This window comes from Domibacillus indicus, from assembly GCF_023715895.1.
GTDB lineage: Bacteria > Bacillota > Bacilli > Bacillales > Domibacillaceae > Domibacillus > Domibacillus indicus_A.
Genome location: NZ_JAMBOO010000014.1, coordinates 17,183 through 36,315, shown reverse-complemented (window position 1 = coordinate 36,315; position 19,133 = coordinate 17,183). Strand labels below are relative to the sequence as shown.

At 42.5% G+C, this 19,133-nt stretch carries 17 protein-coding genes, 1 rRNA gene and 1 pseudogene; 3 read left to right on the top strand and 16 right to left on the bottom strand.

Features of this window, described 5'->3' with window-relative positions; translation table 11 throughout:
• Nucleotides 1–20: 20 nt before the first annotated feature.
• From M3221_RS17060 to M3221_RS17025, 8 genes and pseudogenes are all read right to left on the bottom strand, one after another.
• Complete coding sequence (locus M3221_RS17060; protein ID WP_251272930.1) at nt 21–1,298, bottom strand: TRAP transporter large permease subunit; 1,278 nt, start codon at nt 1,296–1,298, stop codon at nt 21–23.
• The gene (locus tag M3221_RS17055; protein WP_251272929.1) at nt 1,295–1,870 is read right to left on the bottom strand and encodes a TRAP transporter small permease; all 576 of its coding nucleotides are present in this window, start codon (nt 1,868–1,870) and stop codon (nt 1,295–1,297) included. Before M3221_RS17055 ends, M3221_RS17060 begins: the two co-directional genes overlap by 4 nt.
• A gap of 34 nt (nt 1,871–1,904) precedes the next feature.
• Nucleotides 1,905–2,921 (bottom strand): TRAP transporter substrate-binding protein, encoded by a 1,017-nt coding sequence (locus tag M3221_RS17050; RefSeq protein WP_251272928.1) that lies wholly within the window; start codon nt 2,919–2,921, stop codon nt 1,905–1,907.
• 394 nt (nt 2,922–3,315) lie between these two features.
• Nucleotides 3,316–4,656, bottom strand: a pseudogene (gene larC, locus M3221_RS17045) (nickel pincer cofactor biosynthesis protein LarC).
• 41 nt (nt 4,657–4,697) lie between these two features.
• A complete protein-coding gene (gene larB, locus M3221_RS17040; protein ID WP_251272927.1) occupies nt 4,698–5,450 on the bottom strand; it encodes a nickel pincer cofactor biosynthesis protein LarB in 753 nt (250 codons plus the stop codon).
• A 73-nt stretch (nt 5,451–5,523) separates the two neighbouring features.
• The gene (gene larE, locus M3221_RS17035) at nt 5,524–6,354 is read right to left on the bottom strand and encodes an ATP-dependent sacrificial sulfur transferase LarE (protein WP_251272926.1); all 831 of its coding nucleotides are present in this window, start codon (nt 6,352–6,354) and stop codon (nt 5,524–5,526) included.
• A gap of 465 nt (nt 6,355–6,819) precedes the next feature.
• Nucleotides 6,820–6,935 (bottom strand): 5S ribosomal RNA (rrf, locus tag M3221_RS17030).
• Between the two features lie 155 nt (nt 6,936–7,090).
• Nucleotides 7,091–7,957, bottom strand: coding sequence for a LysR family transcriptional regulator (locus M3221_RS17025; RefSeq protein WP_251272925.1), 867 nt, complete (start codon nt 7,955–7,957; stop codon nt 7,091–7,093).
• A gap of 112 nt (nt 7,958–8,069) precedes the next feature.
• Here M3221_RS17025 and M3221_RS17020 point away from each other — a divergent pair, with 112 nt between their 5' ends.
• Nucleotides 8,070–8,978 carry a DMT family transporter gene (locus tag M3221_RS17020; RefSeq protein WP_251272924.1) on the top strand — a complete coding sequence of 303 codons (909 nt, stop codon included), beginning with the start codon at nt 8,070–8,072 and terminating at the stop codon, nt 8,976–8,978.
• 428 nt (nt 8,979–9,406) lie between these two features.
• On the opposite strand, the gene M3221_RS17015 is transcribed toward M3221_RS17020, so the two are convergent.
• From M3221_RS17015 to M3221_RS16985, 7 genes are all read right to left on the bottom strand, one after another.
• Entirely contained in the window at nt 9,407–10,471 is a 1,065-nt protein-coding gene (locus M3221_RS17015; protein ID WP_251272923.1) for a M14 family zinc carboxypeptidase, read from the bottom strand.
• 650 nt (nt 10,472–11,121) lie between these two features.
• Nucleotides 11,122–11,598 carry a hypothetical protein gene (locus tag M3221_RS17010; RefSeq protein WP_251272922.1) on the bottom strand — a complete coding sequence of 159 codons (477 nt, stop codon included), beginning with the start codon at nt 11,596–11,598 and terminating at the stop codon, nt 11,122–11,124.
• A gap of 272 nt (nt 11,599–11,870) precedes the next feature.
• Entirely contained in the window at nt 11,871–13,310 is a 1,440-nt protein-coding gene (gene hpaB / locus M3221_RS17005; protein WP_251272921.1) for a 4-hydroxyphenylacetate 3-monooxygenase, oxygenase component, read from the bottom strand.
• A 302-nt stretch (nt 13,311–13,612) separates the two neighbouring features.
• Nucleotides 13,613–14,353, bottom strand: a complete 741-nt coding sequence (locus M3221_RS17000) for a hypothetical protein (protein WP_251272920.1) — start codon at nt 14,351–14,353, stop codon at nt 13,613–13,615.
• Nucleotides 14,343–15,167, bottom strand: a complete 825-nt coding sequence (locus M3221_RS16995) for an ABC transporter ATP-binding protein (RefSeq protein WP_251272919.1) — start codon at nt 15,165–15,167, stop codon at nt 14,343–14,345. Before M3221_RS16995 ends, M3221_RS17000 begins: the two co-directional genes overlap by 11 nt.
• Before the next feature lie 13 nt (nt 15,168–15,180).
• Entirely contained in the window at nt 15,181–16,236 is a 1,056-nt protein-coding gene (locus tag M3221_RS16990; protein WP_251272918.1) for a FecCD family ABC transporter permease, read from the bottom strand.
• A complete protein-coding gene (locus M3221_RS16985; protein ID WP_251272917.1) occupies nt 16,233–17,231 on the bottom strand; it encodes a FecCD family ABC transporter permease in 999 nt (332 codons plus the stop codon). Before M3221_RS16985 ends, M3221_RS16990 begins: the two co-directional genes overlap by 4 nt.
• Nucleotides 17,232–17,432: 201 nt before the next feature.
• Between M3221_RS16985 and M3221_RS16980 the strand changes: the two genes are divergently transcribed.
• Both M3221_RS16980 and M3221_RS16975 read left to right on the top strand, forming a co-directional pair.
• Entirely contained in the window at nt 17,433–18,401 is a 969-nt protein-coding gene (locus M3221_RS16980) for an ABC transporter substrate-binding protein (RefSeq protein WP_251272916.1), read from the top strand.
• A 235-nt stretch (nt 18,402–18,636) separates the two neighbouring features.
• Entirely contained in the window at nt 18,637–18,792 is a 156-nt protein-coding gene (locus tag M3221_RS16975) for a DUF1540 domain-containing protein (RefSeq protein WP_251272915.1), read from the top strand.
• Between the two features lie 110 nt (nt 18,793–18,902).
• Here the strand turns inward: M3221_RS16975 and M3221_RS16970 are convergent, their stop codons facing one another.
• On the bottom strand, nt 18,903–19,118 hold the full coding sequence (locus M3221_RS16970) for a hypothetical protein (protein WP_251272914.1): 216 nt from the start codon (nt 19,116–19,118) through the stop codon (nt 18,903–18,905).
• Between the last annotated feature and the right edge of the window lie 15 nt (nt 19,119–19,133).

Sequence of the window (19,133 nt, the reverse complement as noted above, 5' to 3'; positions counted from 1 at the left end):
TAATTATTGTTTTCTTCCTCTTAAGATGTAAACCATTCAAGAGGGACTAATACTAATGAAGGGAACAGAATTAACAAAATTAAGATAATGACTTCTACAAGCAGGAAAGGCCAGATGCCTTTCATCAAATCTTCTAAACTAATTTTACTTATTCCGCACATGACATTTAAGACCGTTCCAACTGGCGGCGTAAGCAGTCCGATCGCGTTATTTAAAATAAACAGGACACCGAAGTAAACAGGATCAATGCCCGCTGCGTCAATAATCGGCATTAAAACAGGGGTTAAAATTAGAATCGTCGGCGTCATATCCATGGCGGTTCCAACTACGATCACCAGCAGGTTAATCATAATGAGCAGAAGGAGCGGTTTGTCCAGGAACGGCTCTAACATTCCAATGACTGCGCCAGGCAGGTTAGCCACCGTGATCAGCCAGGAGGAAACGAGTGCGGCTGCCACAAGAAACATGACGACACTGGTCATCTTGCCTGCATGAACAAATACGTTGAATAAGTCTTTCACTTTCAATTCACGGTATACAACAAGACCGACAAATAGTGCGTATACAGCGGCTACAACCGCCGCTTCCGTCGGTGTAAAAATTCCGAATTTCAATCCTGCAATAATAATAACCGGAAGGAATAAAGCCCAGATTCCGTGGCGAACAGCAGCAAGCATCTCCTTGGCGGATGCGCGGGGCTGCACTTCTACCTTATCCTTGCGGGCCACAACCGCCCATGTAACCACCAGGCCGAGAGCCATTAATAGGCCGGGCACAATTCCCGCCATAAACAGCTGGGTAATAGATACACCACTTGCCACACCGAAAATGATAAAACCAATACTTGGCGGCAGGACCGGGGCAATAATTCCCCCTGTAGCAATGAGTCCGCTCGAACGATTTACGTTATAGCCGGCTTTAGCCATAATCGGAATTAAGACGGCACCAAGAGCTGCTGTATCGGCTACAGCTGAACCAGAGATACTCGCAAATAATAAAGCCGCAATGATAGCTACATAGCCAAGGCCTCCGCGAATATGGCCAACCAGCGTCATCGCCATTTCAACGATCCGCCGCGACAGTCCTCCTTGATTCATTAACTCTCCCGCCAGCATAAAGAACGGAATCGCCATCAGAGGAAAGTTATCTGCGCCGCTGATGAGGTTCTGCGCGATAATCTGGCTGTCAAAAATACCAAGGGCGTACATTAAGATAACGCTGCTTACAAGCAAGGCAAAGGCAATCGGCATTCCTAATGCCATTGCACCGAGTAAAGATCCGACAAATACACCGATCATGCCTTTTTCTCCTCCTTGCTTATCATGATGTCGTCTGTCACAAATTCCTCTTCGTGAAGGGCAATCAATTCTTCTGAATCACTAATCTTAACTAAATCCTCATCTTTGATTTTGTTAAACACCACTTGATACAAGTTATAAATGGTCATGATTCCCATAGAAATACTGACTAAAATGCCTGTCCCATATACAAAAGCCAGCGGCAGGCCTGTAGCTGGCGCCTTGCTGTCAATGTTAATCATCGTCATCTTCCAGCTGCCGTCAAGGACAAGGTAAAGGACGAGTAATATCAGTAAATCACTGATCACGATGACGACTTTTTTCATCTTAGTAGGAAGCCGCTTAATCAGCATGTCCACACCTAAGTGTTCTTTGTTTTTAAAAGCGCCAATGGCACCGAGAAATGTCAGCCAAATAAAAAGGTAGCGTGACATTTCTTCTGACCAGGTAATACCTGAATTGAAAAGGTAGCGAAGAACTACGTTGCCGAATACGAGAACGACCATAACTGCTAATGAAACAGCCATGACAATGTTCAAAGTGTTTTCTAGATATCTCGATAGTTTATTCATCTTATTTCTTCACTCTCCTTATTAAAGCGCTTACTTATTCTGCTTTAATTTTTTCAACCAGCTCTTCTGCCCACTCATTTTCTTTGAAAGCATCATCGTATACAGGCTTCGCTGCTTCTTCCATTTCTTTTGCAAACTTTTCATCTGGTGTTGTGAATTTTATGCCATTTTCCTCAAGGAAGTTTTTATCTTCTTCATAGCTTTTTTCCAGCAAGTCAAACTCATATTCAGCAGCTTCTTTGGCAGCATTTTGAATAATATCCTGCTGTTCTTTTGTTAATCCATTAAAGAACTTGGTGTTAATGATATAAATATTTGGACTGAACATATGCTTCGATTCCAGTACATCTGTTTGAACTTCGTAGTATGCTGAATTTCTCAACGTAGCGATTGGATTGTCCTGAGCATCCACTACCTTTTGTTCAAGCGCTGTAAATACTTCAGAAATAGGTAATGGACTTACGTTTGCCCCAAGCGATTCACCTAATTTAATATAGTTTGGAATGTTCGGCATTCTGAGACGGAGGCCGTCAAAATCTTCCATGCTTTCGATCGTGCGGTTGCTTGAGAACATTCTAAATCCATTTGCACTCCAAGCAAGTGGAGTAACTCCATGTTTCGGTTCTAAATCAGCGGTTATTTCTTCACCGATCGGACCATTTAATACATTCTTTACATGCTCGAAGTCCCTAAATAGGAACGGCCATTCAGGAACACCCATCTTTGGAATATCTGCCTGCATAATTAAGCCTGGAATGCCCATTTCGATTGTTCCGTTTCGGACACCATCATAAAATTCTTTTTCAGCTCCTAGCGTACTGTTTGCGTAAATCTGAACTTTTAATTGACCTCCACTCTCTTCTTCTACCATCGTTTTAAATTTTTCTTTTAATGCGATATTTTGTGGATGGTCTTCTGCAAAGTAGTTAGCCACTTTAATCGTTTTTGTCTGCCCCCCTCCTGAAGCAGCTTCTTCGGAACCGTTACATCCAGCAAGAATCATTGCACTCGTCACAGAAGCAGCTAGCACACCAAGAAACGTTTTTTTCATTTTGTCCTCCCTGAATTGGCTTATTTTTTATTAATGGAACCTCTCGCTGCAAGTAGTTTTATAATATAAAACTACGTTCTCATATTTGATGAGAAAAGTTTTCTGCTTATTCCTTTCCTGCCAACTAAATTTGAAGCGCTTACATAGGGACTGTAAAAAATAACTTGAAAGAAAACAACTTCAAGTTTGTTTTACATTATAGAACAATGTTTTATAATTTATAACCTAAGCTGATTATAACTACCTCATTTAGTGGGTGTCAACATATTTTTAAACTATTTTGACAACTTGTTTTTCTGTTTAATCATGAAGGAATATATTTATCTTAAATTCCAGTCATGACTTCTCTTCTTTGCTTGCGATTGATCATTCTCTTCTTTGAAAACAAGGATATTCAGGTCCGTTTATTCTCTAAATGCTTCCAAACTTCCAAATACACATCCTTTAATGGCACATTCCATTTCACAGCAATCGCTTTACACTCTTCATACTCTGGAGCACGCTGCACAATGTCCCCATCCATAAGGCCATATTTAACTGTAACCAGTCCCCATTTCGTTTCCAGCTGGATAAACTGCCTTTCCAGACGGTGGACAGTAAGCGGATAATAACGAACGCCAAGAGTCGTTGTTTCACGAAATAAAATAGCTTCTATTTGGGGAGCCGCCTGGGCAGCACAAAGAACCTGAAGAAGCACACCAGGACGGTTTTTCTTCATGTAAATCGGTGTGTAAAATACATCGTTGGCGCCTGCTTCCAATAATACATCCATAACATAGCCAAGCCATTCTCCTGATATGTCATCTAAGTTAACTTCCATTTTGATCATACCGCTGTCTTTATGCTCTTCATTCGGCGGACGGTGACTGTTCATACTTGTTCATTCCTTTCCAATAACTACTCTCAACACATTTGGACGGTCTTTAAATGTTTTCGTGCCGGCGCCGTAACCGATTTTTTCAACCGTCATAGATGGCATTGTGCCAAATGAGTCAGCTAATACAGCCGCAATTGCTGCACCAGTCGGTGTTACAAGCTCGCCTTTAACCGCTGTCCGTGCAATAGGGACACCTCTTAAGATTTCCAGTGTTGCGGGTGCGGGAACCGGATATATTCCGTGATCAATGTGAATATGGCCGCTTCCAGTCGGGATCGGAGAACAATAAATCTTGGTGACGCCGAGCTGATCCATTAAAATGGCTGTCCCAACGATGTCGACGATGGAATCAACAGCGCCCACCTCATGAAAATGGACACGTTCAAGCGGCAGACCATGAATCTTTCCCTCCGCTTCGCCGATCTTTTTAAAAATGGACAGAGCTGTATCTGTAACCGCTTTATTGAATCCGGCTGCTTCAATCATTTCAGCGATTTGTTTATACGCACGGTGGTGATGGTCATGCGAATGACTATGGCTGTGGTCATGGTCATGATCATCATGTGAGTGACTATGGCTATGGCTATGACTGTGATCATGATGGTCATGTACATGGCTATGGCTATGGCTGTGGCCGTGATCATGATGGTCATGTGCATGGCTATGGCTGTGGCCGTGATCATGATAACCATTCTTTTCTTCTTGATTCAGCTCTACATCAAATTTAACAGCGGTAATGCCATTTTTGTTTACAGTTTTTTTTGAAAGTGTATATTCACCTTCCATGTTCAGTTTTTTTAGTTCTTCCTCCATTTGAGCAAAATCGGCGCCAGCATCTAAAAGAGCACCAATAACCATATCGCCGCTAATCCCTGAAAAACAGTCAAAGTATAATATTGTCATGTTGTTTCTCCTTTGTTGTTATATGCAAGACGGTGAATGAGCACCGCGTTGTAAGCCGCTCCAAAACCATTATCGATATTTACCACACTTACTCCGGATGCACAGGAATTTAGCATCGACAGCAGTGCAGATAATCCATTAAAGTTAGCTCCATATCCAATGCTGGTCGGTACAGCAATAATCGGATTTTCAACAAGGCCGCCCAGCACGCTTGGAAGTGCACCTTCCATGCCGGCCACACAGACCGAAACAGCTGCCTCGCGTATCTCGCTAATATGATCAAGCAGCCGGTGAAGCCCCGCCACGCCCACATCATAAAAACGGCGTACCGGTACACCGAGCGTCTCCGCTGTAACCGCTGCTTCTTCTGCGACTGGCAGGTCTGACGTACCCGCACATATAATAGCGATAAAACCTTCTCCAGATGGCTTCTTCGTTACGAAAGACAATGTTTGAGCGATTTCGTTATACGATAGATCCGGCAGTTCATTTAAAATAAACGCTGCTTTTTCCTCGGAAACACGCGTAGCAAGCACTTCATGACCGCGCCCCTTCAACGACTTGATAATCGCCAAAATCTGCTCAGCCGTTTTTCCTTCCCCAAAAATGATCTCCGGAACTCCCTGTCGTTTATGCCGGTGATGATCAATTTTTACAAAACCGAGATCTTCATAAGAAGCCAATTTTTCTTTTGCTTCGGCAGCGGTTAATGTTCCGCTTTCCACACGTGCTAAAATATCATCAATCACGTTTTCCACCTGCTTTTGATTATGTATTTTGTTCTGACCAAATCTATCTCTGCTGTTTAGATATCAAGCTTTATTACACGCTTTTCAGCCATTCCGTTTCTTCCTTTTTTAATGACTGATTCATACTGCCGCTCCTGTAGCCGGCGAGGTCAAGTGATACGTATTTATAGCCAAACTGTTTCAGACGTTTATCAATTGCCGCATGGTATTCAAGTATAAGGGCAAGATCGGCAGGCTCTACTTCAATCCGGGCTATTTCTCCATGCGTACGGACACGCACTTGGCGGATCGAAAGTGACTTTAAGTATGCTTCTGCTCTCTCTACTTTTGTTAATTTTTCTTTTGTGATCTCTTCCCCATAAGCAATCCTTGAAGACAAGCAGGCGAAAGACGGCTTATCCCAGGTTGGCAGATGAAACTGTTGTGACAAACGGCGAATTTCTTCCTTAAACAAATTGGCTTCCTGCAGCGGGCCGCGGATTCCTTTTTCTTTTGCTGCCTTCATGCCTGGTCGAAATTCATTCATATCATCAGCAATGACCCCATAAACAATGTTTTGAAAACCGTGATCCTCTAAAACCGGAATTAAGTGGTCAAACAAACTGCTTTTGCAAAAATAGCAGCGGCTTTGATTATTTTCTGTGTAGCCTGGAATGGCGAGCTCTGATGTTTCAATCACAAGATGAGGCGCGCCAATTTGTGCAGCAAGTGCTTGTGCTTCTTTTAATTCACTGGATGGATATGTTTCTGAATCTGCTGTAACTGCGAGCACATTTTCTTTGCCTAGCGTGTCGACGGCAGCTTTTAACAAGAAGGTGCTGTCCACACCACCTGAAAAAGCGACAACGACTGATTGCATTTCCTCAAGAATTTCTTGCAGCTTTTTGTATTTTTCTTCTGCCATCTTTGTTCATCCTTCCTCTTAAATTGTTATATTCTTACATATCTCATCTAAGCGAGCGTCCTCTTTACAAGACATGGTTACATCTCAAAGCTTCTTGATAGCGCTTACTTTTTTTGCAGGCAACTGACTTGACTACATTAACTGCCATCAAACTGCTTTCTTTTCGCTTATATTACAAAATAGTTCTCCATCCGTTCTTCTTTTTCCTTTAAAAATAATATTTTTCTACTAGCAGGCTGAGAATATTCTATTAATCTAATCTCTTGTATGATAACTTTTCCTTGCTGTTTCTTCGATTGGATTGTCAACACTAAACCAGACAACTTTTTTAAGAGACAAAAGTTTGTATTCTATGGTGGTTACTTAGTAGCCTATATGTTTCCTTAATCTGGATTGACGCTCCTATGTTGGACAAAATCGATTTAAAAAAACAAAAAAGGACAGCTTTTGCTGTCCTCACTTCTTGCCTGGCGGCGTCCTGCTCTCACAGAGGGAAACCCCCAACTACCATCGGCGCTGAAGAGCTTAACGGCCGTGTTCGGGATGGGAACGGGTGTGACCTCTTCGCTATTGCCACCAGACTATATAATGAAATGTCTTTTTCTTGGAACACTACGGAGAACTTTGGCTTTTTAAAGCCAAAGCTTCCGCAACTGCACAGGCTATTCCCTGGCTGTTTAACGAAGTACCCACTCTCAACCCTCATTGCCTTTTTGCTCACAATACCTGTGTATTTTCAATTATTCGTGACCCATGATTGAGTGATTTGGGCAAACTTTTCTGCAGCAGGAGAAAGCGCATAGCGGGTCGCAAGCCCGATGGAACGGTAGCTGTCTGTTTCTAAAGGAATCGCGCGAAGTTCCGGCAAAAGCGGGTCCAGCACCATTTCAGGCAAAATACTCACGCCTAAATGATGGGCCACCATAGACATAATGGCCCTCTCTTCCATTAATTCAAAACGAACAGCTGGCTGAATACTGTTTTCTTCAAATAAGCGCTTCACATCGTGATAACCGCCATACGCCGGCATAATAAACGGCTCCTTTTCCAGATCCTCAAAACGGACTGAAGCATGATGATAAAGACTGCTTTCATTGGAAACAATACATAACAGCCGATCTTTTTTCAGCGGGATTACATTAAACTGATCGGAGTGCTCCATATTGATAAATCCGCAATCAATCTCTCCGCTTAACAGCCACTGTTCAATTTCAAGATAATCCCCTTCTATTAACTCTATCCGGAGATAAGGGTAGCGGTTTTCCATGATTTTAAGAATATCCGGAAGCCAGTTCGCCGATACACTGGTGAACACGCCAATTTTTAATGTTCCTTTTATCAGCCCTGTTATGCCGGCTGCTTCTTGATGTACTTTTTCGTTAAAGTATAAAACTTTCCGAATCGTCACCAACATCTCTTCCCCTTCCCTGGTCAGGGTAACGCCGGATCGATTCCGATGTATTAAAGAAAAGCCAAATTCTGATTCAAGACCGGTTATAGCATGACTGACAGCTGATTGTGTTAGTCCTAAAACATCTGCCGCTTTGGTAAAGCTTTTCATCTCGGCCACTTTATTTAAAATTTCATATTTTACTAAGCTCATTTTCGTCTCCTTTCATTAAATTAATTCATGGAATTAATTATAAAGATTCATTTTACTAATGGTAAATCCCTTTGTATGTTAGTAAGAGAGGAACATAAAGGGGATGACTAAAATGAGTATTCAGCTAAAAGCGACTGTTATGATGATCGGAGTAAATATGTTCTGGGGCTTGTCCTATGTGTTTATGAAAATGGGGCTCGGTTCACTTGGCGCTTTTAATATTATTGCATTAAGGTGCTTAATCGCTTTTTTCATCGCCGGTATCTTATTCCGTAAGCAGGTTGTCAACATCAATATTAAAACGCTCACGTCTTCTTTTGTTTTAGGGGTGTTATTATTTTCTGTTTTTACTTTGGTAACTTTCGGCGTCAGCATGACCTCCGCTTCTAAAGCGGGGTTTCTTTTAAGCCTTACAGTTGTTTTTGTTCCCCTGCTGCATAGCTTACTGAAAAGAAGCCTGCCGTCATGGACAGTAGGAACAGGTGTGATGATCACCCTTACCGGCATTGGTGTACTCACATTAAAATCCTCTCTGACGATCCATTTAGGTGACCTTTTGTGTATCGGCTCTGCGCTTAGTTATGCAGTTCACATTCTTTTTACGGGCTGGGCAGCTAAAGAAGGAAATCCGATCACGCTCGGTGTCCTTCAATTAGGCTTCGCAGGCACTATTGCTTTGGTATGCAGCATGCTGTTTGAGCAGCCTTCTTTGCCGGCTACATCCGATGCATGGATTGCGATATTAGGACTGGGCATATTTTGCAGTGCTATCGGCTTTATATGCCAGGCTATTGCCCAGCAGCATACATCCCCTACCCACACCGGACTCATTTTTGCGACCGAGCCCATTTTTGCTGCTCTGTTCGCCGTTCTTTTTTGGGGAGAAAGTTTTACATCAAGAGATTTTGCCGGGTCATCCCTCATTCTCTGTGGTATTTTATTAGCCCAGCTTGATCAAAAGAGACTCTTTAACGCAAAATTTGCACACCGCTTTTTCTATAGACAAAGTGAAACCAAGTAGCTTTCCTTGAGAAAAACCCTGATTGTTTCACGTCAGGGTTTTTCCGTTTTTGGTCTAAAGGAGAAATATACTTCGATCTGCTATTTCCTCATTTTGTTATCCGCAACATAAACAATATGCAACATATATAGAAGGAGATTGGAGCCCAGTTTTTTGCCCGCTTTCTTTACCTTGTTTTGTTGGCGGCAGGATTGTTTTGTTTCCATCAAGCCTCCATGCTTACAGATAACCAAAATACATTCATTCCATTTTGCTTAACTAGTTTCCAACTAGGAATAAGCAGAAAAGTGCTCCTTTCTGTTTTCTGCGTTTATCAGCCAGGCCAACGACCTTCTAATCTATGTTAAAACGGGGAAAATGATAATATGATAGAACAATAAACCCGCTTCAGCTCTATATGTTGAAGCGGGTTTTCTGATAATATTATTTTACTCGTCAGCTTCTTCGCCCGGCCTGTTCGTTTGAATCGGAAGCGTATCCCAGAAGCTAGTATCCGCTGTTTCAATAGATCCATCTGCAATGGCTCTGACAGTCGCATCGAGCGTCGTAATCGTTTGCTTGATTAAATAGCCGTTGCTTTTTTGTCCAAGTGCATAGGATTCTATAGAGTGATCAGACATGCCGCGCATCTCAAAAAGAAGCGTAGAAATATCATATCGGACGGCAGCCCCGTTTCGCCCGATATTCACCCCATTACCGCCATTGTATTTGCCAATATGGCCCCATCCGGTTTCTTCAATAGCGTGGTACACGACAGAACCGAGTTTTTTAGAGTTCTCCAGCACTTCTGGCTTCACATCAGCATTTGTAGGATAAAGTATAGAGCCCGATACCAATTCGCCATTGGTCTCGCTTAATGTTCCTTGATGATGCAGGTCAATCATATAGTTAATGTTGTGCTTTTCAAACACATTTTGATATAAAGATTTCACTTCAATTTGCATCTCACCAATGGCTTTATCATGCTCACGATTTAAATCTATATTGTTCGCATTATACCGTGTTAAATGGCGATCTCCATCAGCCATATACTCATCAAGAGAGAAATTCACATCTCCCATGGCTCCATCCGCATTAAGCATTGGAATCACCAATATATTTACATGGTTTAAAACATCTTTTGTTTTGCTGGTACCCAGGTGTTTAATAAACTCTAAAGCTCCTTCTGTAGTCAGCTGCTCATTGCCGTGCTGCTGGGTTAAAAATAAAATGGTTGGATTCAAAGGATTCGAAATATATTTGGCCATATAAATATCCCGGCCTTTTACTGTCTGTCCGATGATTTCAAGCTCCATCGCTTCCTGCTTTGCGTCTTCTGTTTTTAAATACGCCGCCATGCTTTCATATGTATGCAGGTTAGACGTTTGGACGGAGCCATTACCAGCACTCGGGCCATTTCCTACTGCACTGACTGGAAGAGAAACAGCCGTTACAGCCCCCCACGCTATTAAACCGGACAAAGAAACAGATAAAACTTTCTTTTTCACATTCATTCCGTCATCCTCCATTCCATTTATCGTACTTCCCTATTCGACTTTATCACGTTATTTGCTTGCTTTTAATAGAGTTGAAGGACTATTCATTAGACTATTTTCGACGCTGTGAACCATGATATGTACATACATAATTATCTTTATTTTCCATAAGTATCTACTAATTCATATTTTTTGTTATTTTTATTTTCCTGTAAAAGGTAAAATTGACTAAATTCCTTCGCTAATAACTTTTAAAGGTAAAAAAATCGATAAAAAGGCAGGGCTTTTTCTGCTGATTAAAGGCGAATGATGCGTAATGACAAGAAAAAAAGGTGAGGTAACAGTAATGCTATGCACCTATTCGAGTCGTCAGAAAGGAAAAAACGTAATATAGATAAAAAACATATTATGAAAATATATCACTCTTCTTCTTATAAAAACCCTCATTAAACTTAAAAAGCAGCTTAAAACTGCTTGAATAAAACTGACCCTACTAATATAAAGTAGTGATTATCTATTGATAAAACCGATTTCAAACTAATGGGTATTTGAAAATACCTGAAAAAAATCAAGAGAGCCATTCGCGATCATCCTCCCGCTTTATCTCCTCGCCGGCTCGTTCCTTTTAAAAATTCATCACTAAAATGCCATAAAATTTCTTATCTACATTATGGTTTAGGAATCTGTCCGATAAACGTTTCAGCTTTGTTCAAACTATCAATCGGACTATCCGCTAATTGAAGAAATTGACTGTCTCCCTTTACATTTGGAAGAAGCATCTTTATCAAGGAAGCGAGCTGGGCTGGTTCATTAATTCTTTTTTCTCTTAATATAGCAGCCAGTCTTCTGTCTGTTTTCATTTCTTGGAGCAGCTGGTGAGGAGAAAACCCTCCTTTTTCAAAAGCATGATGAAAGTATTTAGTAATGATTTTCCGGTCACTGATTCTAATAATAAGCTTTTCGGCCAAGATAACCTGATCTTTCCCCCATTCGACCAGTTGACTCGATGTATCAATTGCTTGGTTGATTTCGCTTATCGAACCGATTTGCTTTGACAACTCCCGTTTGGAACAAATGCCGCTTTTATGATGAGCACGAATATATGAAATCATTTGCTTTTCCGTTTGATGATTTGCTTCGCTCATAAGATCCTCTCCTTTTTCTTACCTTACCCCCAAAGTTGATATATAAAAGCTGGCGATGCTGCTTCAGGCATTTTAAGATGGCGCATTCTTTATCGGCATTTTGATCCCCATAAAGAACCACTGCTTTCTTTTCCTCGTTGAAACATTTGTTCACAGCAAAAAAGCCGGAAATCCTGCAGAGATCATGCTGTTCTCTACCAGGTTTCCAAGCTTTTTAAAAAGTGTTTATGAGGTAGTGCAGGTCTGCCGTTTACCTCTGCTATCGATTCAGCCTACTCTTTTTGCAGAAAGTTCTTTACCCGGTCCACATACGGCTTTTTGTCGTAAGAAAAATATAAGTGGCTGGAAAGTTTAACGGGATCGCCAAAGAAAAACCGTTCATACAGCGTTTCGCGTGTACCAAACGAGCTCATCGTTAAATCCCAGGCCAGGCGAAATATTTTCACGCGGTCCTCCGCATTCGCAGCTTTAGCCTGCAGGTAGTGGTCCAGGTCTTTTCGGATATTAGACTGAAAGGCCTTTTCAGTTGGGAGAGTCATTAATCCGCTTGCGCCTAGCAGCTGAATGATTTCTGCAAACCGTGGATAAATGCGCGGGAAAAAATGGACGGCAATTTGAAGAGTTGTTTGATCCGGCCGCATAAAGCCCCACTCATCGATCTGTGCCTCGGCTTCTGACTTCATCACTAAAGCCTTCATCGTTTCTAAAGCAGTAATGATTTCAGACGCTTTGTCCTGAACGTGCTGATATTCTCCAATATGGATTGTTTCAATAATGGATTGAACAATCCCCAATACAAATTCTGTTTTTACAATCTGCCGGGAAGCTACTTGATGAAGTGTAAAAGGCAAAACGGAGCTGGATGGCATAAAGCTGTTAGACACTTCTATATTGTGATAGTAAAAAACACGTTCCCACGGAACCACTACATGATCAAACACTACAATCGTATCCATTTCTTCAAACCTTGAGCTAAGCGGATAGTTGAAAGCAGAGTCTCCTTCTACAAACGAGCCTCTGCAAATAAACGTAAGACCATCACTGTTGCTGGGGATCGAAAAAGCAAAGCTTTTGGCTTTTTCCTGAATGCCGCCTGCTGAGTAAACAACGATTTCATCGGTGATCCCGCCTTGTGTGGCCAGGAGACGCGCTCCTTTTATAATAATGCCTTCACTGTTTGTGCCTACAATTTTGGCCGCTATCGGTTCATCGGTGTTTTCAAAGTAAAACTTGCCCCGGTTTACCTGCGGATCGATAAATGTGTGAGTCATCGAAACGTCATTTTCGCGCGCATATTCATAAAACTTCAGCAAATGCTCCGGGAAGCAATGTTCTTTCCCTTTCAGCCAATTGGCCGAAGAAGCAAATCCCATCAGCATCGTATTCATATAATCCGGGCTTCTGCCCATCATGCCGTTGTTTGACAATGCCCACTGCTGGATCATCGCCCGCCTTTTCATTAACTCTTCCTTTGTTTTCGGCTGTAAGTACGACATCCCTACCGGAGCCCCGCTTAACGGTGACGGATATGTCATGGTCCCTTTAAGAGAGTTCTTATGCTGCAAGTCATACAGTGCGGCCTGACTTTTCATGACTCCTTTGAATGCCGGATGCTCCGAGATTTTGCCTGTTACCGGGACTCCATCGATCCAGACACATGTGTGCAGCCGATCAATCCGTTCAATATAACCATTGCCGGTAATAGCAGCCATAGACACACCCCTACCTATTTTGTCTTCGACAGGCGGAAGCCGTTCATTACTTTCTTTAGTCAAAGCATATGGATATGTCTTCTCAATTATTACTGCTGAGAGGCTGTACGATGCACTCATAAAAGCTATTTTTAGTTCTTCATTAAACCCATGTGCGGCAGCTCTTTAGCAGCTATACAGTCGAGCAAACGCCCTTCCTCAATTATGTATTCGCTTTAAAAACATTTCTTTTATTGAAACCTTTTTGTCGACTTGAGATGCTAACGATAAAGCCCTGCTTAACAAGCTCTCTTTCTGCCTTCTTAGCAATCTGCTTTATGTTGAACTGGACAAACCGAGCATCTTTTTCCTCCTGTTTTAAGCTTAACGTTTAAACAGCAGGTAGACCGAATGCGTAATGGCTTCTTCTGCCCTTCAATGGCTTCTTTTTCTTTAAAATAAGCAGCAAGCGGATTTGCCTCGTCTCCTCCAAAAAGAGAGGCCTGCTCTGGTGCCAGCAGCCACATAAAGTCTTTTTTTGCTCTTTTCGATACAGCAGACAATTCTTTTTCTTCCGCTACCGTTTCATAGAGCCAAAATATATATACTGCCAAGTTTTCTCGTAGAATAGCGGGAGAAATTCCGGTTGCTTTTTTGGCAGATTCAATCACCGCGTTCATATGATAAAGCGCTTCTTCAATCCGCCCGTGTTTTTGCCTGCAGACCGCTTCATCCAGGAAAAACTTTGGCCTCCAAGCATCTAAATGGCCATCATCAACCAGCCAAATGGCCTGGGGCGAAAAGAAAAAGGGCTTGCGGAAAAACGACCAGGAAGCAAGAACCCCAACTAGTAAAAATGCATAACGCTTAATGAAAATCGAAGCGGCGACTTTTGTGTTATCTGATCCAATACGGCCGGCTTCTTTTTTTAAAAAAGCGGAAAAAGCGGCTGGTTCAAGAAAAACAGAAAGCGGTACACCTTTTCCGCTTTTTGGTTTCTCAAATAAAAAACGACTTCTTGATTTCAACAGCTCTTTTTCTTTCGCTGTCCAGTTACTTTGCATAAGAAGGTGACCTTTCCAAAATAGAACGGCCTTTTCCATACGGAATACAAAGCGGTGTACCGAAAAGAGGGTCCGTTATGATTTGGCATTCCATTTGAAAAACATGTCTTACAAGTTCACTGTTCATAATGTTTTCGGGGGCGCCCTGCGCATAAACCCCTTTATCTTTAACGGCGATAATGTGATGTGCATAGCGGCAAGCCAGGTTTAAATCATGCAGCACCATCACAATCGTCCGCTGTTCAAGCTCATTTAATTCAAACAGCAGATCCAAAATGTCAATCTGATGGGTCATATCTAAGTAAGTAGTAGGTTCATCAAGCAGAATCGTCTCGGTGTTTTGAGCAAGGGTCATGGCAATCCAGGCTCTCTGCCTTTGTCCGCCGGACAGCTCATCAACAGGGCGGTCTTGCAAGTCAAGAAGGCCGGTTGACGCCAAAGCATTTTGAATGGCGGTTTCATCTTCAGAAGACCACTGCTTCAGCCATGTTTGGTGCGGATAGCGCCCCTGCTTGACTAGCTGCAGCACGGTCAGTCCCTGCGGGGCAGATGGCGACTGTGGCAGGATAGCCATTTTTTTGGCTACTTCCTTTGTCGGCATACTGGCAATCTCTTCTCCATCGAGCAGAATCGTTCCGGAAATCGGCTTTAGCAGCCTTGCTGCCGACCGAAGCAGCGTTGACTTGCCGCATCCATTGCCTCCTATTAAAACCGTAATTTTCCCTTTTGGTATCGCTAAATCAAGTTCGTCGATAATAATATTCTTCCCATATGACAATGTTAATTGCTCTGTTGTAATGCTCGTTTCAGCCATTTGTTTTCACTCCTTATAGCCGTTTTGACCGTAAAAGTAAATAAATAAAATAAGGGGCGCCAATTCCAGCCGTAAATACACCAGCAGGAACTTCTAACGGCAAGAAAAGGGTGCGGCCAACTAAATCTGCCAGTATAACTAAAATAGCACCTAATAAAGCCGAAGCAGCGAGCAAGGGACCAAACGATGAACCGACCAGCCTCCTTGCCATATGAGGAGCAATTAAACCGACAAAACCAATTCCTCCCGCGAACGCTACTGCACCGCCGACAAGCCCAGTCGCAAGTAAAATCAGCCAAAAACGCTGGCGCTCCACCTTTACTCCGGCATTTACGGCCAGCTCCTCCCCAAGCTCCTGTATATTAAGATGGCGTGCCGCCAAAAACGTAATGATCATGAGAGATACTGCATAAGGAGCCATAATGGAAACTTCTTTCCAGTTCACTCCATGAACCGTCCCTGTAATCCAGATGTTAGCCTGGCTTGCCTGATGAATGGGCCCTACGATCATCATCATCGTCGTAGCTGCCTGCATTAAAGCAGATACCCCGATGCCAATGAGCACCATGCGGACAGGTGAAACACCGTTTTTCCAGGACAATACGTAAACGAGCAGAGCGGCCAGCGCAGCCCCTAGAAAAGCAGCCAGCGGCAGCCACTGTATACTGACCGTTAAGGCATTGCTTTCATTGCTGAAAAGAGCCAAAAAGCTGACAACAGCTGCACTTGCCCCTGCCGTAAGACCAATAATGTCAGGAGATGCGAGTGGATTTCGCACCAGTCCCTGCAAAATAGCTCCCGCCATGGCCAACGACATTCCTGCCAGCATGGCTACAATCATTCTTGGCATTCGGAAAGAAAACACAACTAACTGATCCAGCTGTGTGCCGCCGCCTACAAATGTTTGAAGTACGCTCATAAAGCTGAGCCTGATATCACCTAAAGCTGCACTTACTGTAAAAACGGCTAAAAGTACAAAAAATAATAAGAGAATTTTTTTTGTGGCTACTAGATCCAGCAAAAAAGATATACGGCCTTGAGACAGCCGTGTTACTTGATATCGCTTCATTGAGCGCCAAACCCCTTTCTTGCAATGTAAATAAAGAATGGCACTCCAATCACAGCCGTCATAACACCAACCGGCACTTCCTGCGGCATGATAATATAGCGGGCGCTGATATCTGCTGCAAGCAGAAAAACAGCGCCAAGCAAGCCTGAAAAAGGCAGCAGCCAGCGATGATCGATTCCAATCCAGCTTCTTGCAATATGAGGAACCATGATTCCTACAAATCCAATGGGCCCGGCTACTGCAACTGTTCCGCCCGCAAGCAGTACAACGACCATGACAGATAAAAATTTCACAAGCACTAGGTTAAGACCAAGTCCTCTCGCGACATCATCACCCATCGCCAGAACATTCAACTTTTTGGCCAGTAAAAGAGTGAGTACCCATCCAGCTGCTAAATAAGGAAAAACGGCTTGCAGCACCTCAAGCTTCCGCCCCTGCACAGAGCCAGCAAGCCAAAAGAGCACTTGTTCAAGAGCTGAATCTTCTAAAACAAGAAGCCCCTGCGTGAACGAAGAAAACATGGCCGCAATAGCCGCACCTGCCAAAGTTAGTTTCATAGGGGTCATCCCTTCTCTGCCAGCTCCACTTATGCAGAAAACAAGAACAGCGGCCAGCCCTGCCCCCGCAAAAGCAACCCAGGAAAGAGTCTGCGTTCCGTTTAAGCCAAATATTGTTATAGCAGCGACAACAAAAAAGCTCGCCCCCGCGTTAATTCCAAGAATACCTGGCGCTGCCAGCGGGTTTTTGGTCACAGTCTGCATAATAGCTCCTGCCATAGCCAGACTTGCCCCTGCCGCTCCAGCAATGAGCGCCCTTGGAAGCCGGACGTTTTGAATCACTAAGTGATCGGTTGAACCGTTAAACTGTACAAATGCCTGATAGGCTTCCCTCCAGGAGGTATCTGTATAGCCGTATACAATACTTAACAGCATACATAGCGCTGCAGCTAACATACCACCTAGTAAAAGTAATAGATTTTTTGTTACATTCTCCATCCTCGTATCCTTCCTGCCGCCCATACATAACTTTTAAAAGCGATTCCAGTGATATTGTAAAGAAAAACAAGCCTTACCGTCAATGACTTTGAAAATCATTATCATTTGCTATTGACTTAAGGATAGGATGCCATTACTATAAACGTTGTAAATGGTAATGAAAATCATTTTCAAAGATTTTTTATAGGGGGATACATACGTATGAAGTGGAACAAATCTATTTTATCTTTGCTTTCGGTTCTATTGCTGCTCATCTTAGCAGCTTGTGGAAACAAAGAAGAAAAAACAGCGGGCGCTGAAGGAGAAAAGGAAGCACCGGCTGAAGAATCTTATACGATTGAACATGCAATGGGGACAACGGAGATTAAAGGAACACCTGAGCGAGTCGTGATCTTGACAAATGAAGGAACAGAAGCCCTGCTTGCGCTTGGCGTTAAACCGGTTGGCGCTGTTCAATCTTACGCTGGCGACCCATGGTATGACCATATTAAAGACCAGATGGAAGGCGTAGAAGTAGTGGGACAGGAAGATCCTGTGAATGTAGAAGCGATCGCAAAGCTTCAGCCAGATTTGATTATTGGCAATAAATTGCGCCAGGAAAAAATTTATGACCAGTTAAGTGCCATCGCACCGACTGTATTTTCAGAAACACTACGCGGAGAATGGAAAGAAAATTTTGAATTATATGCAAAATCAGTGAACAAAGAAGAAGAAGGCAAAGAAGTCATTGCAGCATATGACCAGCGGATTGCAGATTTAAAAGCAGACCTGGGCGACAAAGTGAAGAAGGAAATTTCTATGGTACGTTTCATGCCGGGTGATGTTCGTATTTATCATAAAGATTCTTTCTCCGGTGTTATTTTAGAACAGCTTGGGTTTGCCCGTCCGGCAGAACAGGACAAAGATGATTTTGCCGAGAAAAATGCAACAAAAGAACGCATTCCAGCCATGGATGGCGATGTTCTTTTCTACTTCACATTTGAAGATGGAAGCGGCGAAGCGACAGAACTTGAAAAAGAATGGATCAACGATCCTCTTTTCAAAAATCTTCAGGCAGTAAAAACCGGAAACGCTCATAAAGTAGATGATTCAATTTGGAACACAGCCGGCGGAGTTATTGCAGCAAATAAAATGCTGGATGACCTTTCTGAAATTATGAAAAGCAAATAAGAAAACAAACACTTTTTTCTTATAGTAAAATAATGCATACATGCATCTCTATGCGGGAAGAAAATCTTTTTTCTACTCATGGAACTGATCCTGTCTGAGAAACAGGCCAGTTCCATGCTCCAGCTGGAGATTTTTTTATGAATAAATGGCCTTCACCTTCTTTATTACCTGTTCTATGTTTAATAAAAAATAAATCTGGCTAAAATATAAATAACTAAAGAGGAGGTGTACAATCATGGCTAAAGACGTTCTATGTGAGGTAAATAACTGCAAGTATTGGGCATCGGGAAATAAATGTGCAGCAGAAGCAATTTATGTTGTCAGCCATAAGGGGAAAGAAGCATCTAATAGTGAAGAAACTGATTGCAAAACGTTTGTTCCAGAGCTGTAATTCTCTTTAAGGCAACCGTAATATAGGTTGCCATCTCTTAGCCCTTCTGTTGATAATAAATATCATTTTCATCTAGAATTTATTTTAAGAATACTCAAAAAAACTTCACTTTACCCCTCTTCCTTCACAACAATTTTTTCAGCATTGCTCCTTTTAAAGAAATTAAACACATCCAATTCTCTTTTTATTTCACTTTTACATACTCCATTTTTTTGTATATGAATTTTTCTTAAACCACGATACTTCCCTTCTTCTGCACCGTTACATTTTTGCCGCAGTACAGCCATGCTTTGAACTGACCGTTTATCACCAATAAAAAAAGCCAAGGCAGTCCCGTCCTT

Bases quoted from the DNA above. Each gene is read 5' to 3' on its own strand.
- M3221_RS16990 (WP_251272918.1), bottom strand. From the start codon at position 16,236: ATGAAGCGATATCAAGTAACACGGCTGTCTCAAGGCCGTATATCTTTT.
- M3221_RS17015 (WP_251272923.1), bottom strand. From the start codon at position 10,471: ATGAATGTGAAAAAGAAAGTTTTATCTGTTTCTTTGTCCGGTTTAATA.
- M3221_RS17020 (WP_251272924.1), top strand. From the start codon at position 8,070: ATGAGTATTCAGCTAAAAGCGACTGTTATGATGATCGGAGTAAATATG.
- hpaB (WP_251272921.1), bottom strand. From the start codon at position 13,310: ATGGCTGCTATTACCGGCAATGGTTATATTGAACGGATTGATCGGCTG.
- M3221_RS17050 (WP_251272928.1), bottom strand. From the start codon at position 2,921: ATGAAAAAAACGTTTCTTGGTGTGCTAGCTGCTTCTGTGACGAGTGCA.
- M3221_RS17060 (WP_251272930.1), bottom strand. From the start codon at position 1,298: ATGATCGGTGTATTTGTCGGATCTTTACTCGGTGCAATGGCATTAGGA.
- M3221_RS16975 (WP_251272915.1), top strand. From the start codon at position 18,637: ATGGCTAAAGACGTTCTATGTGAGGTAAATAACTGCAAGTATTGGGCA.
- M3221_RS16995 (WP_251272919.1), bottom strand. From the start codon at position 15,167: ATGGCTGAAACGAGCATTACAACAGAGCAATTAACATTGTCATATGGG.
- M3221_RS16980 (WP_251272916.1), top strand. From the start codon at position 17,433: ATGAAGTGGAACAAATCTATTTTATCTTTGCTTTCGGTTCTATTGCTG.
- M3221_RS17010 (WP_251272922.1), bottom strand. From the start codon at position 11,598: ATGAGCGAAGCAAATCATCAAACGGAAAAGCAAATGATTTCATATATT.
- M3221_RS17025 (WP_251272925.1), bottom strand. From the start codon at position 7,957: ATGAGCTTAGTAAAATATGAAATTTTAAATAAAGTGGCCGAGATGAAA.
- M3221_RS17000 (WP_251272920.1), bottom strand. From the start codon at position 14,353: ATGCAAAGTAACTGGACAGCGAAAGAAAAAGAGCTGTTGAAATCAAGA.
- M3221_RS16985 (WP_251272917.1), bottom strand. From the start codon at position 17,231: ATGGAGAATGTAACAAAAAATCTATTACTTTTACTAGGTGGTATGTTA.
- M3221_RS17055 (WP_251272929.1), bottom strand. From the start codon at position 1,870: ATGAATAAACTATCGAGATATCTAGAAAACACTTTGAACATTGTCATG.
- larE (WP_251272926.1), bottom strand. From the start codon at position 6,354: ATGGCAGAAGAAAAATACAAAAAGCTGCAAGAAATTCTTGAGGAAATG.